General features: G+C 53.6%; 12 protein-coding genes and 1 pseudogene. 7 read left to right on the top strand and 6 right to left on the bottom strand.

Going from position 1 to position 16,666, the window contains the following annotated elements; translation table 11 throughout:
• Positions 1-5: 5 nt before the first annotated feature.
• Entirely contained in the window at positions 6-2,120 is a 2,115-nt protein-coding gene (rlmKL, locus tag F7Q90_RS00720; RefSeq protein ID WP_006118657.1) for a bifunctional 23S rRNA (guanine(2069)-N(7))-methyltransferase RlmK/23S rRNA (guanine(2445)-N(2))-methyltransferase RlmL, read from the bottom strand.
• A 108-nt stretch (positions 2,121-2,228) separates the two neighbouring features.
• Between rlmKL and F7Q90_RS00715 the strand changes: the two genes are divergently transcribed.
• On the top strand, positions 2,229-3,338 hold the full coding sequence (locus tag F7Q90_RS00715) for a YcbX family protein (protein WP_006118655.1): 1,110 nt from the start codon (positions 2,229-2,231) through the stop codon (positions 3,336-3,338).
• Between the two features lies 1 nt (position 3,339).
• Here the strand turns inward: F7Q90_RS00715 and F7Q90_RS00710 are convergent, their stop codons facing one another.
• From F7Q90_RS00710 to F7Q90_RS00695, 4 genes are all read right to left on the bottom strand, one after another.
• Entirely contained in the window at positions 3,340-3,882 is a 543-nt protein-coding gene (locus F7Q90_RS00710; protein ID WP_006118654.1) for a cell division protein ZapC, read from the bottom strand.
• 142 nt (positions 3,883-4,024) lie between these two features.
• Positions 4,025-5,035, bottom strand: coding sequence for a quinone-dependent dihydroorotate dehydrogenase (gene pyrD, locus F7Q90_RS00705; protein ID WP_006118653.1), 1,011 nt, complete (start codon positions 5,033-5,035; stop codon positions 4,025-4,027).
• Between the two features lie 134 nt (positions 5,036-5,169).
• Complete coding sequence (locus tag F7Q90_RS00700) at positions 5,170-6,471, bottom strand: flippase (protein WP_006118652.1); 1,302 nt, start codon at positions 6,469-6,471, stop codon at positions 5,170-5,172.
• 83 nt (positions 6,472-6,554) lie between these two features.
• Positions 6,555-7,535, bottom strand: coding sequence for a glycosyltransferase family 2 protein (locus F7Q90_RS00695; RefSeq protein ID WP_006118651.1), 981 nt, complete (start codon positions 7,533-7,535; stop codon positions 6,555-6,557).
• Positions 7,536-8,291: 756 nt separating this feature from the next.
• On the opposite strand from F7Q90_RS00695, the gene ssuE reads away from it, so the two are divergent.
• The 5 genes and pseudogenes from ssuE to ssuB all read left to right on the top strand — a co-directional run bounded on the left by ssuE (position 8,292) and on the right by ssuB (position 12,552).
• Positions 8,292-8,834: an NADPH-dependent FMN reductase gene (gene ssuE, locus F7Q90_RS00690; RefSeq protein WP_006118650.1), complete on the top strand. Its 543-nt coding sequence runs from the start codon at positions 8,292-8,294 to the stop codon at positions 8,832-8,834.
• An 18-nt stretch (positions 8,835-8,852) separates the two neighbouring features.
• Positions 8,853-9,806: a sulfonate ABC transporter substrate-binding protein gene (locus tag F7Q90_RS00685; RefSeq protein WP_006118649.1), complete on the top strand. Its 954-nt coding sequence runs from the start codon at positions 8,853-8,855 to the stop codon at positions 9,804-9,806.
• A 10-nt stretch (positions 9,807-9,816) separates the two neighbouring features.
• Complete coding sequence (gene ssuD / locus F7Q90_RS00680; protein ID WP_151160721.1) at positions 9,817-10,965, top strand: FMNH2-dependent alkanesulfonate monooxygenase; 1,149 nt, start codon at positions 9,817-9,819, stop codon at positions 10,963-10,965.
• Between the two features lie 10 nt (positions 10,966-10,975).
• Positions 10,976-11,767 (top strand): annotated as a pseudogene (gene ssuC, locus F7Q90_RS00675) (aliphatic sulfonate ABC transporter permease SsuC).
• On the top strand, positions 11,764-12,552 hold the full coding sequence (gene ssuB / locus F7Q90_RS00670) for an aliphatic sulfonates ABC transporter ATP-binding protein (protein WP_006118647.1): 789 nt from the start codon (positions 11,764-11,766) through the stop codon (positions 12,550-12,552). The pseudogene ssuC and the gene ssuB overlap by 4 nt, the downstream one beginning before the upstream one ends.
• A 32-nt stretch (positions 12,553-12,584) precedes the next feature.
• Here ssuB and pepN read toward each other — a convergent pair whose 3' ends face one another.
• Complete coding sequence (gene pepN / locus F7Q90_RS00665; protein WP_006118646.1) at positions 12,585-15,200, bottom strand: aminopeptidase N; 2,616 nt, start codon at positions 15,198-15,200, stop codon at positions 12,585-12,587.
• Between the two features lie 241 nt (positions 15,201-15,441).
• Here pepN and pncB point away from each other — a divergent pair, with 241 nt between their 5' ends.
• Positions 15,442-16,647: a nicotinate phosphoribosyltransferase gene (gene pncB / locus F7Q90_RS00660; RefSeq protein ID WP_006118645.1), complete on the top strand. Its 1,206-nt coding sequence runs from the start codon at positions 15,442-15,444 to the stop codon at positions 16,645-16,647.
• Positions 16,648-16,666: the final 19 nt, after the last annotated feature.

The following is a 16,666-nucleotide window of genomic DNA, read 5'->3' as shown; positions in this document are numbered from 1 at the left end:
GTAGCTTATTCCTTACCGGCATGTGTAATCAGCCAGCAGTTGTGAATTTGGCGATTACGCGCAAAATCCTGTGACAGGGTTTTCTGTGTGATGTCCTGCGCCTGAAGGCCTAATGCCTTAAGGCCGTCCAGATCCATTTTGAAACCACGTTTGTTATTCGAGAACATGATGGTGCCGCCTTTGCGCAGCAGACGCTTCAGATTGCGCATCAGCATCATATGGTCGCGCTGCACATCGAAACTCTCTTCCATACGTTTAGAGTTTGAGAACGTAGGCGGATCGATAAAGATCAGATCGAAATTTTCATCAGTTTCATTCAGCCAGCTCAGGCAGTCCGCATGCAATAAGCGATGCTGACGGCCTGTCAGGCCATTCAGCCGCAGGTTCCGTTCCGCCCATTCCAGATAGGTGCGCGACATATCCACTGTGGTCGTAGAACGTGCGCCGCCCAGCCCCGCATGGACGCTGGCGGTGCCGGTGTAGGCAAACAGATTCAGGAAATCTTTGCCCTGGCTCATCTGGCCCAGCATTTTGCGCGCAATACGGTGATCGAGGAACAACCCGGTGTCCAGGTAATCGGTCAGATTCACCAGGAAGCGGGCATTGAATTCCTGCACCTCGAAATAATCGCCCTTCTCGCTCAGTTTCTGATACTGCGCTTTGCCCTTTTGGCGTTCGCGGGTTTTCAGGATGAGGCGGCTGGACGGCAGCTCCAGCACGCTGAGCGTCGCGCTGATAACATCGAACAGGCGCTGACGGGCTTTATTTGCGTCGATGGTTTTCGGTGGCGCATATTCCTGTACCACTACCCAGTCCGCATAGCGATCCACCGCCACGTTGTAGTCAGGCAGATCGGCATCATAAATGCGATTGCACTCAATCCCTTCCTGGCGCGCCCATTTATCGAGCTTCTTCAGGTTTTTACGCAAGCGGTTAGCGTAATCTTCGGCAATCTGGCTGGCGCGCTCATCACTGGCGGCAGATAACTGATAATTCTTCTGTACGCAGTCCAGTGGTCCGTTTTTCGCCTTGAACTGTCGATCGGCGCGCAGTTGCAGGCAACTGAGCAGCTCGGGTGAGGCGCTGAACAGCGATAAGTTCCAGCCCGCAAAATGCTGCTTCATCAGCCGCCCCAACTGACTGTGCAGGGCAATAAGCGCAGGCTCGCTTTCCAGACGCTCACCGTACGGTGGGTTACTCAGTACCGTGCCCGTTACGCCGTTCTCAAGCGGATTGTTCAGCTTCAGCAGGTCCTGTTGCCCAAAGGTGAACAACTCGAAAACGCCTGCGCGGCGGGCGTTGGCTTTCGCCCATTCCAGCACCCGGCCATTATTATCGAAACCATAAAAACGTGCCTGACAGACCGCCGTGCCCGCACGGGCCCGCGCCTGCGCATCGCGTTTAACGTCCAGCCACAGGCTTTCGTTAAAGCCGGCCCAGGCTGTAAAGCCCCACTGGCTCCGGAGTAAACCTGGCGCACGATCGCAGGCCATCAGTGCCGCTTCAATCAGCAGCGTACCGGAACCACACATCGGGTCGATGAGCGGCGTAGTCGTTTGCCAGCCTGAACGCATCACAATGGCTGCGGCCAGGTTCTCTTTCAACGGCGCCTGACCGGTTTGCTGGCGATAACCACGCTGATGTAATGCGCTGCCGCTGAGGTCCAGTGCAATGCTGGCGCGATCGTCGTCGAGCCAGACGTTAATGCGGATCTCCGCCTGTTCACGATCCACATCCGGCCGTGGCAGATTGCGGCGGGTAAAGCTGTCAACAATCGCGTCTTTGACACGCAACGCGCCAAACTGACTGTTACGGATCGCCTCGTTAGTCCCGTTAAAATGCACCACAAAGGTTTTATCGCTGCCAAAGGCAGCAGGCCAGTCAATGCCCTGCACACCAAGATAAAGATCGAGATCGCTGTACACGCCCACCTCCGTCAGCGGAAGCAGAATGCGCGACGCCAGACGGCTCCACATCAGGCTTTGATACATGACGCGATCGTCAGCTTTGAAGTGAACGCCTCCCTGTACCACTTGCAGGTCCTGCGCGCCCAGCGCGTCCAGCTCATTTTTTAACAGCTCTTCGAGCCCACGCGCCGTGCTGGCAAACAGAGAATTCATATCGTCACTTTTTACTCTTGAGAAAATTGTTGCGCATTATAGCGAATCGCAGACCTATGTCATAAAGTTAGCTTCTTTTGTCTTGCGCGCCTGCTTCAGGAGACTGTCATGATTACGCTTTCCCGCTTGTTTATTCATCCTGTTAAATCAATGCGGGGGTTGCAGGTTTCCCATGCCTGGGCTGCCAACAGCGGATTGACCTTCGATCGCATTTTTATGGTGACCGAACCCGATGGCACTTTTATTACTGCGCGCCAGTTCCCGGAAATGGTGCAGTTTACGCCCGCCGTCACCCCTGAGGGATTATTTTTACAGGCGCCCGACGGCAGTCAGTCGCTGATTCGCTTCGCCGATTTTACGCAAACGGAAGCGCCAACAGAGGTATGGGGAAACACCTTTACCGCCCGTATCGCGCCCGAGGCGATCAACCAGTGGCTGAGTGCCTTTTTCCCAAGACCGGTCCAACTGCGCTGGACTGGACCACAGCCGTCACGCCGCGTGAAGCGCTTCACCGAGGTGCCGCTGGGGTTTGCCGATGGCTATCCTTATCTGTTAGTGAATAATGCCTCTCTGCGGGATCTGCAGCAGCGCTGTCCGGCCAGCGTGCGCGTTGAGCAATTTCGTCCTAACCTGGTGGTCAGCGGTGCGCCTGCCTGGGATGAAGACAACTGGGCGGAGGTTACGGTAGGTCAGGTACATTTTGCCGTCCCTAAGCCCTGCGGTCGTTGCGTGTTCACTACGGTTAGCGTTGAAAATGGCCAGAAACATCCTGACGGACAACCTCTCGCCACACTTCAGGGCTTTCGCACCGCACAGGACGGCAGTGGTGACATTGATTTTGGCCTGAACCTTATTGCGCTAAACAGCGGGATTATTCGTGTCGGTGATGACGTCAAGGTCGTCAAACGCCAGCCGCCACGCGCCTATGGTGCGGGAGAGGTTGTGGAAACCCTCAAGCCGCAGCAGCAATCCCCCAATGCGGTGACGATTTCGTATCAGGGCCAGACATTCAGCGGCGATAACCAGCAAATTTTGCTTGAGCAGCTCGAAGCCCAGGGGTTCCGCATTCCCTACTCGTGTCGGGCAGGTTTGTGTGGCAGTTGCAAAATCACCCTGGTGGCGGGAAAAGTGAAGCCCTTAAAACAGAGTGCCATCCGTGAGGATGGCACAATATTGAGTTGCAGTTGTATTCCTGCCGGCGATATTGATGTGAAGTAAGTTACACCGCGCGTGCATAACGCGTGGTTTTTTCCTGCTGATGCGGTTGAAGACGGTCGTTCATCACTTTAATCGCATCCCCTAACACCATTCCTTTGCCCGCCAGCGTTAACGCGGGCTGCGCCAGCAGGCAGAGCGCGGCGTTATCGCCATTTTCAACCACCAGCAAACGTGCCTGCTCGCCATTCTCGGCCAGCGTGACCTCAACCATCTCGCCGACCGCAGGTTGCATTGGCTGGCGATGTGCGGAGAAATGCCAGCTTTTGGGCATCAGGGGTTTTAGAAAGCGGGCGGCCACCAGCGCATTTAACACCAGTTCGGCGCGCTGATTACTGCTTAACGGGCTCTGGCGGCACTTCTCTTCAAAGGTGAAATAGAGCGCGGCGTCATCAACACAAAATCCGGATTCCGTGAAAGCATCCGGTGTCAGCATTTTGCGTGCATAGCGGGAACGAAAAAGCATACCGTCAGCCAGATCGAGCATCATCCGGTCGTGCTCGGCGTCATAATACCAACGCCAGTTGTCATCGGGTTTAATTTTCATCGTGTGCCCTGTATTTACCGCTGTGCTAAAGGCAAAATATCTGTCGAAGAATAATGAATGCTGAAAAATCGTGCAACAGGACAAAATATAAACGAGCCGGAGAGAGAAATAAACCCCCCGACGCATTAATAGATCGATTCTCTTAGATGTGGGTCACGATATCTTTAATTAAGCCCGGACCTTTATAAATAAAACCAGAATAAATTTGAACGAGCGTGGCGCCGGCAGCGATTTTTTCTCGTGCCGCGGTCAGTGAATCAATTCCGCCCACGCCAATAATGGGCAAACGCCCCTGCAGCTCTTGTGACAGACGCTGAATGACGGCGGTGCTGCGCGACTGAACCGGACGTCCACTTAATCCCCCGGCTTCCTCGCTATATTTCAGTCCATTCACCAGGGTACGATCCAGCGTAGTATTTGTGGCAATGACGCCATCAATTTGGTGGCGAACTAAACTGTCAGCCACCTGGATCAACTCGTCTTCAGAAAGATCCGGCGCGATCTTTACAGCGACAGGCACATATTTGAGATGCCGTTTTTCCAGTTCTTTTTGTTTTGATTTGATGGAACTGAGCAGATCGTCAAGCGCCTCACCATATTGTAGAGAACGTAAACCTGGCGTATTCGGTGACGAAATATTGATGGCAATATAACCGGCATGGGCATAAATTTTCTCCATGCACAGCAGATAATCGTCTTTGCCCTGCTCCACTGGCGTATCTTTATTTTTGCCAATATTGATGCCCAGCACGCCCTTGAATCGGGATTTTTTGACATTTTCCACCAGATTATCCACGCCGAGATTATTGAATCCCATGCGGTTAATAATCCCTTCGGCTTCAACTAAGCGAAACATGCGCGGCTTATCGTTACCTGGTTGAGCCCGTGGCGTGACCGTTCCCACTTCAACAAAACCAAATCCCATTGCGCCAAACGCATCAATGCACTCGGCATTTTTATCCAGCCCGGCCGCAAGGCCCAGCGCATTATCAAACGTCAGCCCCATACAGGTCACGGGGCGCGAGGGTAAACGCTGGCGGATAAGGGCTTCCAGCGGCGTGCCGCTCATAAAGCGTAACTGCTGAAAGGTGAGATGGTGCGCGCGCTCAGGATCGAGCCTGAATAACGCCGGTCGGACGATTGAGTAAAACATGCACTCTCCTGGAAGACGGAAGCGACGGTGGAAATCAGTGCACAGGAAATTGTGCGCCAGAATGGTAAGGTGCTCTGGCGCAAAAGTAAATCGTGGGGCGTTAAGCGAGGAAACTGTTTGACGCAGATTTGATCTTACACAACGGAATCGTTTGCCGTGCGCGAATTCATCCTGTCCGGAAACGCATAGTCACGCCAGATATTGTGGCGAACCATAATGCCAAAAATACCGATACAGACCAGCACTTCCGCCAGCACCATTGACCATGCTGCGCCGATCGCGCCAAATTTCCACGCCAGCAAACAGCAAACAGGTACGTTGACGACGCCCGCAACCATCATCACCATCATGCGCTGACGCGCCAGCCCGTGCGGAATCAGAATCTGCAGTCCGGCGGGATAGGCGATATTGCCGAACAGGAAGCACAGCACAAAGACGCGGAGAACATCGGCTGACGGCAGGAAGTCTTTGCCTAACAGCAATGACACCACCTGATCGGCAAACAGCCAGGTAAAGATCACAATAGACAGACTGAGGCCAAAAGACAGCATCAGGCTTTTACGTGTGGCAGCAACCGCAGCCGCTTTATCGCGACCAAACAGATGGCTGACGCGCGGGAAAAACGCGCTGCCAATCTGCTCCGGTACAGAATTCGCGGCTTTGCGCAGCCTGTCCGCACCGTTGTAGATCCCCACCATGTAGTGGGAGGTAAAGCTGGCGAGAATCACGACGTTTACGCTGTTAAACAGGTTAGCACCGGCAATGGCGATAAACACATCTGCACTGTCGGTAATGCGCTGTTTGATCTCTTTCGGTTCGAAGCGATACGCGCCAATCACCTTCATTTCCAGCACAAACTTAAGCGTAATAATGGCGTTAATAATGGATACCGCGCCCGGTATCAGCGCCGCCAGCCAGGTATCGTCCGGTGTTTTCACCAGTAAAAACGTCAGCGGGATGGCACAAAAGTTGCCAAAGGTGGCGATCATCGCCGTTTTACCCAGCTTCTCAAAACCCTGCATCAGCCAGCCAAAGGAAAACAGTGAACCCACTAATGTGGTGCAGTTAGCCAGAATAATAAAAAACAATGAATGCCAGGACGGATTAAACCAGGTCGCCGTGAGCAATATGCCGCTGGTCAGCAGCAGCAGCATCAGTTTGGCATTGAATGTTGACCAGAAGAGTTGCGTCACGCGCGCCTTGTCATCACGGTGGTGGGCAATGTCTTTAGTCGTATAAACATTGAACCCCCAGTCAGAAATCGTACTGCAGTAAAGTACGCAGGCGATGGCCAACGCCAGAATCCCCATATGATCGACGCCCAGCACGCGCGCCAGGTAGGGTAAGGTCGCCAGCGGAAACAGGAAAGAAGCTCCCCGGTACGCCAGCAAAGATAAGATATTGACTACTAAACTTTTATCGAGCACTTTTGCCATGTCGCAACAACCTTATACACATTGCATGCCTCACCTTCTCATTTCGCTCAGGTGCAAACAATATCACTTGCCATTTTTCGGAATTACGGAACGCGTTTGAGTTCTTTTTTCACTTTATGGCTTTGCAATAAAATGAAGGTTTCCGGACTGTTGAACAGCAGCCACTCTTTCAGACTACTGGCTTTAACTCTGCGCCCGAAATAACGAATCGCATTAAGCACATAGTCAGGAACGGGCGTCTGGTTGTAGAGCGACAAATAAATCATCAACCGGAAGGAATGAAACAGGTAGGCTTTTTCTAAATCCTTTTTCAATTCACTTTTATGCAGTGAACGGCACAATGTGTTGAAGGTTGTAATAAATGCATTGTAGCGTTGAATAAAAAAGGTCGGGTTTTTGCTACTGTTGGTCAGTGAGCCGCCACGGATGCGCTGTTTGTAATAGGTTTGACGGCTTACCCAGACCTGATTGCATTTCATAAACACCGATAACGTAAAATTATGGTCTTCATGAACACGATCGATAAAACGTAACTGATGCTGCTGGATGACGCTTTTTTTCACGACATAATTCCAGGCGGCGGAAGTATACGAACCGTTTTGTAACAATCCCAACAGGACATCCTGCGGGCGCTGAATGCCAAACAGGCCGTGCCTGACTTTCGGCCACGTGATTTCCGGTTTGTCTTCACGGTAAGCACTGGAATTAAAACAAAACAAATCCGTATCCGGATAATGCTCAATGACCTGAGCCAGTTCGCTGACAAGGCCGTCCACCACCACATCATCAGGATCGCAGAAAAAAACAAACTGTCCTTTAGCGGCCTCTACGCCTTTGTCACGCGCATTGCCTGCTCCTCCATTCGGAATCGTGATCACCTTGACCTGGGGCAGGTGCGCATAATGCTGTTCAATTAACGCCACTGTCCCGTCAGTCGAACTATCGTTAACAATGATAATTTCATTCGGCGTGCGAATTTGACTTACCAGGGAGTCAACGCATTCAACAATATATTTCTCAACATTATACGTTGGAATAATGACCGATAACAGGATGTCAGACATACATGATTTCTCTGCTGTTAGAAAATGAAAAATAAAATCCACCAGCCTGAGACAGGCACTGACTAAGGGCGAATAGTTATATTTAAAATAACAGGCGCTTACATTGAGCAGCGTTATTTTAATGCCTGATGCCGAAAAATGCCTGCCTCAATATCGTGCGGAGGCAGCACAGGCAAAAACCATCGTAAGAAAAACTAAAGTTTAACCCCTTAACTTTCGTCACTTTGTTGAGAAATCATTTAATAAATACATCAGTCCCCTTTTCACTTTCGCCCTGCCGCCTGTAACCAGTTGTGAAATTCCATTAAAATTTTTATAAATGCTGGCCCTGTTTATCTGATACTTTTGTGGAACCCGTCTTAAACTCAGGCTTACGGCATCACAAAACCCCATTGAAACATCGAATCTTTTTCGCTTTTTCCATTTTGATAACTCACAATCAGAAAAGACCACTCTTTTCTTTCATGGATTTATTTCAATATTGCGATATTCAAGTAACCAAATGTACGAAATCCATCTGCGACAGAGAATTCATTCATCCGGATTAATGTATCCCGTTACGTACCAGGCCGTTTTTAAGATTTGTCGTAGCGGTTTTCTCCTGGATTCCAGATGCCACGCCTTATCTTCCTTTTGCGCTTTTCACCTTTAGATTGTCAGAAAAATCATTTAAGCCCTGCCGTGGCCTCTGCCAGGATGAAAGCCTGAGTTCTCAACAACAGATAATCAATAACTTTCAGTTATAAGGAGTAGTGAATGCGAGTGCTTACCCTGGCAGGCAGTCCACGGTTTCCTTCACGGTCCACCTCGTTACTGGCGCTGTGCCAGCACAAACTGGAAGCACGCGGCGTGGAAGTTATTCCCTGGAATATTCATAACTTTCAGCCGGAAGACCTTATTAACGCCCGATTTGATTCCCCGGCGATTCTGGCGCTGAGTGAGGACTTGTCTGCCGCCGATGGTCTTGTGATTGCTACGCCCGTTTACAAGGCGTCTTTCTCGGGTGCGCTGAAAACGGTACTGGACCTGTTGCCCGAACGCGCACTGGCCCACAAAGTCGTGCTGCCGCTTGCCAGTGGTGGCAGCGCAGGCCACATGCTGGCGCTGGATTACGCGCTCAAGCCCGTTTTAAACGCGCTGAAAGCGGAAGAAGTGCTTCATGGGGTTTATGCCGAAGATAAACAGATCACGCATTACGATCGTCAACCAGAACTGGATCCCCTTCTGGCCACCCGCCTGGATGAGGCGGTGGATTCTTTCTCACTGGCATTGTCACGCCGTCATCAACCGGTTGCCTAGGCAGTATAAGGATTAAGCATGAAACGGATAGTAAGCGCGTGGTTACTGGCAGGGATGTTGATAACGGGAACTCAGGTTTATGCTGCTGAGCCAGCCCCCGAACAGGTGCGTATCGGCTACCAGAAAGGATCGGTCAGTATGGTGCTGGCAAAAGCTCACCGGTTACTGGAAACGCGTTTCCCTCAGACCAAAATACAGTGGGTTGAATTTCCAGCCGGGCCGCAAATGCTGGAAGCCCTGAACGTTAACAGTATTGATATTGCCAGTACCGGCGATATTCCACCCATTTTTGCCCAGGCGGCGGGGGCAGATTTACTCTATATCGGCTCGGAGCCGCCTAAGCCCAAAGCCGAGGTGATTCTGGTCAGCCAGGACAGCCCGCTGAAATCGGTGGCCGACCTGAAGGGCAAAAAAGTGGCCTTTCAGAAAGGCTCCAGCTCGCACAACCTGTTACTGCGCGCACTGGAGGAGGCCGGCCTGTCAATAAAAGATATACAGCCGGTTTATCTTACGCCTGCCGATGCCCGCGCGGCCTTTCAGCAGGGTAACGTTGATGCCTGGGCGATATGGGATCCCTATTATTCCGCAGTGCTGCTTCAGGGGCACGTTCGCGTTTTAAAAGACGGTACCACACTCAATCAGACCGGTCCGTTCTACCTTGCGACGCGCGCATTCGCCCAGAACCATAATGACTTTGTCTTAGCAACGCTCAAAACCTTTAGCGATGCGGAAGCGCTGACGCGCAGCGAACGTGACCAGAGCATTCATCTGCTTGCCACCTCCATTGGCCTGCCTGAGGCGGTCATTGCCAGTAATCTGGATCATCGTCCCCCTAGCCCGGTCAGTCCGGTCAGCGCGCACACTGTTGCGTTACAACAGAAAACCGCCGATCTGTTTTATGCCAATCACCTGATTCCCGTGAAAGTATCAATTGCCGATCGCATCTGGCATCCCCGTAGCGTGACGCAATAAGGAGAGAAAAATGAGTGTTTCCGTATTCTGGTTCCTGCCCACCCATGGTGACGGTCACTACCTTGGCACGGCCGAAGGTGCGCGCCCGGTCGATCATGCGTATATGCAGCAGGTCGCGCAGGCAGCCGATCGCCTGGGTTTTGGTGGCGTGCTGATCCCGACCGGCCGCTCGTGTGAAGATGCCTGGCTGGTGGCCGCCTCATTAATTCCGGTCACTCAGCGCCTGCGTTTTCTGGTTGCCCTGCGCCCTGGCGTGATTTCACCGACTCAGGCCGCCCGCCAGGCCGCGACGCTCGATCGCCTGTCTAACGGACGTGCACTGTTTAATCTGGTAACGGGCGGCGATCCCGAAGAGCTGGCAGGTGATGGCGTTTTCCTCGACCATCGTGAACGCTATGCCGAATCGGCCGAGTTCACCCGCGTCTGGCGCCGGGTGCTGGAAGGTGAAACAGTGGACTACGAGGGCAAGCATGTGCATGTGCGCGGGGCGCGCCTGATGTTTAAGTCGGTGCAGCAGCCTCGTCCACCGCTGTGGTTTGGCGGGTCATCAGAGCCCGCTCAGGATCTGGCCGCTGAACAGGTTGATGTGTACCTCACCTGGGGCGAGCCACCTGAACTGGTAAAAGAAAAAATTGAACAGGTGCGCGCTAAAGCCGCTGCTCAGGGCCGCCAGGTTCGTTTTGGTATCCGCCTGCATGTCATCGTCCGTGAAACCAATGAAGAAGCCTGGCAGGCTGCCGACAAACTGATTGCTAACGTCGATGACGCCACTATTGCCAGAGCGCAAAGCGCCTTCCAGCGTACCGATTCCGTTGGGCAGCAACGCATGGCCGCCCTGCACGGAGGTCGCCGTGACAAACTGGAGATTAGCCCCAATCTCTGGGCTGGCGTTGGGCTGGTTCGCAGCGGTGCCGGTACCGCGCTGGTGGGCGATGCCCCAACCGTAGCGGCGCGAATGAAAGAGTACGAAACGCTGGGCATTGAAACCTTTATTCTTTCCGGCTATCCGCACCTGGAAGAAGCCTATCGCGTGGGCGAGCTGCTGTTTCCCCATCTGGATCTGAAGATACCTGAAGTGCCTCAACCTCGGGTCGTTCAGGCGCACGGTGAAGCAGTTGCGAACGATTTTACCCCCGAGAAAAAAGCCGCACGGGCCTGAGGAGATCGCCATGATCCGATTACGTCAATCCTTCTCAGCGGCGCTTGTACCCTGGCTGTTACCGGTGTTACTGGTCGTGGTCTGGCAGATTGCGTCGCAGACCGGCTGGCTCTCCAGCCGTATCCTGCCGGCACCGGAGAAGATCGTCACCACCTTCTGGCAACTGGCCGCCAGCGGCGAGCTGTGGCGGAATCTGGCTATCAGCAGCTGGCGCGCGCTGCTGGGCTTCAGCATCGGCGGTTCGATCGGGTTAGTGCTGGGATTGATTACCGGCACCTCACGTCTGGGCGAGCGCCTGCTGGATACCTCGGTACAAATGTTACGTAACGTGCCTCATCTGGCGCTTATCCCGCTGGTCATCCTGTGGTTTGGTATCGATGAAACCGCCAAAATTTTTCTGGTGGCGCTGGGCACACTGTTCCCGATTTATCTGAATACGTATCACGGCATTCGCAACGTGGATCGGGGGCTGGTTGAAATGGCACGCAGCTATGGCTTATAGGGCTGGAGCCTGTTTGTGCAGGTGATATTGCCGGGTGCGTTACCGAGCATCATGGTCGGCGTGCGTTTTGGTCTGGGATTAATGTGGCTCACGCTGATTGTGGCTGAAACCATTTCCGCTAACGCCGGGATTGGCTACCTGGCCATGAATGCCCGTGAGTTTCTGCAAACCGATGTGGTGATGGTCGCCATTATTCTTTATGCCCTGCTGGGGAAACTGGCCGATGTCAGTGCGCTACTGCTGGAACGTGTCTGGTTACGCTGGCATCCGGCTTATCAACATAAGGAGGAAGCTGCATGATTAACTCCGCTATCCCGGCGCGTCTGACGGCCGGTACGCCGGTTGGTGTAAAGGGCGTCAGCAAAAAATATGGCGAGCGTACGATTCTTAATAACCTCGACCTGCACATACCGTCTGGACAATTTGTGGCCGTCGTGGGCCGCAGCGGCTGCGGCAAAAGTACCCTGCTGCGTTTGCTGGCCGGGCTGGAAAACAGCACTGAGGGTCAGCTACTGGCCGGCACTGCGCCATTGCACACGGCGCGCGACGAAACCCGTCTGATGTTCCAGGATGCGCGACTGCTGCCCTGGAAAAAAGTGATTGATAACGTGGCACTTGGTCTGCGGGGCAATGCCTGGCGGGAAGCCGCACACGAGGCGCTGGCGGCCGTTGGGCTGGCCGATCGCGCCAGTGACTGGCCTGCCGCCCTGTCTGGCGGTCAGAAACAGCGCGTGGCACTGGCTCGCGCCCTGATTCATCGCCCCGGTCTGCTCCTTCTGGATGAGCCACTCGGCGCGCTCGATGCGTTAACCCGAATTGAGATGCAGGAGCTGATTGAATCACTGTGGCAGCAACACAATTTTACGGTGCTGTTGGTCACCCATGATGTCAGTGAAGCGGTTGCAATGGCGGATCGGGTTCTGCTGATTGAGGAAGGTCGGATTGGGCTGGATTTGCAGGTTGATTTGCCGCGTCCCCGGCGGCGGGGTTCCGCCCGTCTGGCCGAGCTGGAAGCGGAGGTGCTGGATCGGTTGATGCGTCGCAGTGCGGCAGATAAACCGCCGCGCTATGCGCAACAGCGCTGATGAAACGGCGGGCCATGGCCCGCCGTTTTTTATCAGGCGTTAAGCGCCTTGGTAATTTTCTCGTACAGATCGCCCGACAGTTTCTCCAGACCCTGTAGCTGCTCCAGCGCCTGGCGCATCAGCGCCTGACGGCGAGTATCGTAACGTTTCAGACGAATCAATGGCTCAATCATGCGCGACGCAACCTGCGGATTTCGGGTATTTAAATCCGTCAACATCTCCACCAGGAAGCGATAGCCGCTGCCATCTTCGGCATGGAAGGCCGAGGGGTTCCCCGATGCGAAGGCACCGATCAATGAACGAATACGGTTGGGGTTCCCCATGCTGAACGAACGATGCGACAGCAACCGGCGCACGTTAAGTAACGCATTCTGCGCCGGGCTGGTGGCCTGCAACATAAACCATTTGTCCATCACCAGGCCATCGCGATGCCAGCGATCGTCATAGTCAGCCAGTAAGGCGTCACGGCACGGCAACTGCGCCGCCACGGCGGCCGAGAGTGCCGCCAGGGAATCGGTCATATTATTCGCGCGCTGATACTGTGCCTGAACCAGTTTATCGGCCAGATCCATGTCACCAAACGCCAGATAATACAGGCAGATGTTTTTCAGTGACCGTTTGCCTGTTTCCGCATGATCAACGTGATAGTCCGCCTGCTGATTGGCGTTATACACGGCAAAGAATTCATCCGCCAGTTCACGCGCCAGCGTACGGACCAACGCTTCGCGCACCAGCGCAATGGCCTGCGGATCGATAATCTCAAACAGCTCGGCAATTTCGTTCTCACTCGGCAACGTCAAAATCAGCGCCGTCAATGCCGGGTCGCTGTCTGCGTCAAGCAGCACGGTGCGGAAAGCATCGGCAACGTGCAGCGGCAGTGACAAATGCTGCCCCTGCTGATGACGCGCAACATTGAGACGTAAATAGGTTGCCAGCAGACTTTGCGCCGCATCCCAGCGGGAAAAATCGTTACTGGCATGGCGCATCAGGAAGGTGAGCTGGGCATCGCTCCACTTGTAATCAAGTTTCACAGGTGCGGAGAATTCACGCAGCAGTGACGGCACCGGCTGGAAATAGACGTTATCAAACGTAAACGTCTGGAACTCTTCCGTCACGTTCAGGACGTTATGCACAGGATGGCCATCGCGCTGCAACGGAATCACCTTGCCCTGGCCGTCATACAGTTCGATATCCAGCGGGATGTGTAGCGGCAGTTTTTCTTTCTGATCGGCTGTCGGTGGCGTGTGTTGCGTAACGTGCAACGTGTACTGCTCCAGTTCCGGATTGTAGTCGTCGCGTACCGTGACGGTTGGTGTACCTGACTGGCTGTACCAGCGGCGGAACTGAGACAGATCAACGCCAGACGCGTCTTCCATCGCCTGAACAAAATCATCGCAGGTGGCGGCGCTGCCGTCATGCCGTTTGAAGTACAGTTGCATCCCTTTCTGAAAGTTCTCCTCTCCCAGCAAGGTATGCATCATGCGGATCACTTCCGATCCTTTTTCATACACGGTTAAGGTGTAGAAATTATTCATTTCGATCACCTGATCCGGCCGGATCGGGTGCGCCATCGGACTGGCATCCTCAGCAAACTGCGCGCCGCGCATGATACGGACATTATCGATACGATTAACGGCGCGCGATCCCAGGTCTGAACTGAATTCCTGATCGCGGAAGACGGTCAGGCCCTCTTTGAGGCTCAACTGGAACCAGTCACGACAGGTGACGCGGTTGCCGGTCCAGTTGTGGAAATATTCATGGCCTATCACGGCCTCAATCCCCAGGTAATCTTTATCGGTTGCGGTTTCGGCTTTTGCCAGCACATATTTGGAGTTAAAGATGTTAAGCCCTTTATTCTCCATCGCGCCCATATTAAAGAAGTCCACCGCGACAATCATAAAGATGTCGAGGTCATACTCCAGGCCAAAGCGCTCTTCATCCCACTTCATGCTGTTTTTCAGCGAGGTCATTGCCCAGTCGGCGCGGTCCAGATTGCCTCTGTCAACAAAGATCTCCAGTGCGACATCACGCCCCGAACGCGTGGTAAAGCTGTCGCGCAGCACGTCAAAATCACCTGCCACCAGCGCAAACAGATAGCAGGGCTTCGGGAACGGATCCTGCCATTTCACCCAGTGACGTCCCTGCTCGTCATGACCACTGTCGATACGGTTGCCGTTCGACAACAGGAAAGGATAGCGGTTGCCATCGGCAATGATGGTGGTCGTGAAACGCGCCAGCACATCCGGCCGATCCAGATACCAGGTAATATGGCGGAAGCCTTCGGCTTCACATTGCGTACAAAGTGCCTCACCGGACTTGTACAATCCTTCAAGCGCGCTGTTGCGGTCAGGATGAATGTCATTCACGATTTTCAGCGTGAAACTGTCTGGCAACTGGCTGAGTACCAGTGCGCCTTCTTCCTCTTTATAAGCCGTCCAGGCCTGGCCATTAACTTCCAGCGAGATCAGGGTCAGATCTTCACCGTCCAGACGCAATTCAGCCCCGTTATCACCCTGGCGTTTAACCTGACTGATGGCCGTGACGCGCGTGGTCGACTCGTCCAGTTCAAAGGTTAAATCAATATCGGTGATGGTATAATCGGGAGCCCGGTAATCGTGGCGATATTTTATTTTTGGCTGCTGCGTCATATTTCGTCTCGCAATGAATAGTTTACCCGTCAAAGTCTAAGCCTGATGCGTTAAGCTTGCCATGCGTAATGCATGTCGTGGGCAAAATGGCTACACTTTCTTAACAATGACACAATTCGGCCTCGACTCGCTATCCTGAAATATGCTGTGATCGCCGTCTGTTAGTGATTTATACTTTTGCGTCTTTGTGACGTTTAATACACCGGGCTCTGCGCCACCGAACAGGATGCCGAAACGCGCCATGACAGGACATGCTTCCCCGATACTGACTTCGCTGCTGGATACTGACGCGTATAAGCTTCATATGCAGCAAGCCGTCTTCCACCGCTACTATGATGTTACGGTAGCGGCGGAGTTTCGTTGCCGCAGCGATGAGTTACTGGGTTTTTATGCTGACGAAATCCGTGCAGCGATCAATGCCATGCAGACGCTGGCGCTGACCGACGCCGAATATGCCTGGTTATCTGACCTCCCCTTCTTTGCTGACGACTACCTTAATTGGCTGCGCAATTTTCGCTATGACCCCCAGCAGGTCGACGTGCAAAATCACAACGGCAAGCTGGCCATCCGAATTCAGGGGCCCTGGCGTGAGGTCATCATGTGGGAAGTTCCCCTGTTGGCCTTGATCAGCGAAGTGGTGCATCGCCATCGTACACCACACACCGGCAGCCAGCAGGCCGTGGACTTTCTGCACCAGAAACTGGCGACGTTTAAAACGCAAATTGCGGATACCGATATGTCACGTTTTCGGTTGATGGATTTTGGTACCCGTCGCCGCTATTCCCGGTCGGTGCAGGAAGCCATTGTCAGTACGCTGAAGCAGGACTTTCCCTGGCTGATGGGCACCAGCAACTATGATCTGGCCCGCCGTCTTGAACTGACACCTGTCGGCACGCAGGCGCACGAATGGTTTCAGGCTTTTCAGCAAATCAGTCCGGTGCTGGCGAACAGCCAGCGGGCCGCGTTACAGGCCTGGCTGGATGAATATGATGACAAACTGGGTATTGCGTTAACGGACTGCATCGCTATGGACGCCTTCCTGCGCGACTTCGGCCCGGTCTTCGCCCGCCGTTACCAAGGTTTACGCCATGATTCGGGCGACCCGGTTGAATGGGGTGAAAAAGCCCTGGCGCATTATCAGCAACTGGGCATAGATCCACAGAGTAAAACCCTGGTGTTCTCCGACAACCTGAATCTGGATAAAGCGCTGGCGCTCTATCGCCACTTTGGTCAGCGTACTCACGTAGTATTTGGCATTGGCACCCGACTGACCTGCGATATTCCCGGCGTGACGCCACTCAATATTGTCATTAAGCTGGTGCAGTGTAACGGGAAGCCGGTTGCCAAGCTGTCAGACAGTCCGGGCAAAACCATTTGTCAGGATAAAGCCTTCGTCAGAGCCTTGAGAAAAGCCTTTGACCTGCCACTGGTAAAAAAAGCCAGCTAAGCGCTATGTGACTGGGGCG

It is taken from the genome of Pantoea stewartii subsp. stewartii (assembly GCF_008801695.1).
Classification (GTDB): domain Bacteria; phylum Pseudomonadota; class Gammaproteobacteria; order Enterobacterales; family Enterobacteriaceae; genus Pantoea; species Pantoea stewartii.
Note: the sequence above shows the minus strand (reverse complement) of the source record. Positions and strands in the feature narration are given on the sequence as shown.

Excerpts from the sequence above, each read along its gene's own strand:
- rlmKL (WP_006118657.1), bottom strand. The coding sequence starts at position 2,120 with ATGAATTCTCTGTTTGCCAGCACGGCGCGTGGGCTCGAAGAGCTGTTA.
- F7Q90_RS00715 (WP_006118655.1), top strand. The coding sequence starts at position 2,229 with ATGATTACGCTTTCCCGCTTGTTTATTCATCCTGTTAAATCAATGCGG.
- F7Q90_RS00710 (WP_006118654.1), bottom strand. The coding sequence starts at position 3,882 with ATGAAAATTAAACCCGATGACAACTGGCGTTGGTATTATGACGCCGAG.
- pyrD (WP_006118653.1), bottom strand. The coding sequence starts at position 5,035 with ATGTTTTACTCAATCGTCCGACCGGCGTTATTCAGGCTCGATCCTGAG.
- F7Q90_RS00700 (WP_006118652.1), bottom strand. The coding sequence starts at position 6,471 with ATGGCAAAAGTGCTCGATAAAAGTTTAGTAGTCAATATCTTATCTTTG.
- F7Q90_RS00695 (WP_006118651.1), bottom strand. The coding sequence starts at position 7,535 with ATGTCTGACATCCTGTTATCGGTCATTATTCCAACGTATAATGTTGAG.
- ssuE (WP_006118650.1), top strand. The coding sequence starts at position 8,292 with ATGCGAGTGCTTACCCTGGCAGGCAGTCCACGGTTTCCTTCACGGTCC.
- F7Q90_RS00685 (WP_006118649.1), top strand. The coding sequence starts at position 8,853 with ATGAAACGGATAGTAAGCGCGTGGTTACTGGCAGGGATGTTGATAACG.
- ssuD (WP_151160721.1), top strand. The coding sequence starts at position 9,817 with ATGAGTGTTTCCGTATTCTGGTTCCTGCCCACCCATGGTGACGGTCAC.
- ssuB (WP_006118647.1), top strand. The coding sequence starts at position 11,764 with ATGATTAACTCCGCTATCCCGGCGCGTCTGACGGCCGGTACGCCGGTT.
- pepN (WP_006118646.1), bottom strand. The coding sequence starts at position 15,200 with ATGACGCAGCAGCCAAAAATAAAATATCGCCACGATTACCGGGCTCCC.
- pncB (WP_006118645.1), top strand. The coding sequence starts at position 15,442 with ATGACAGGACATGCTTCCCCGATACTGACTTCGCTGCTGGATACTGAC.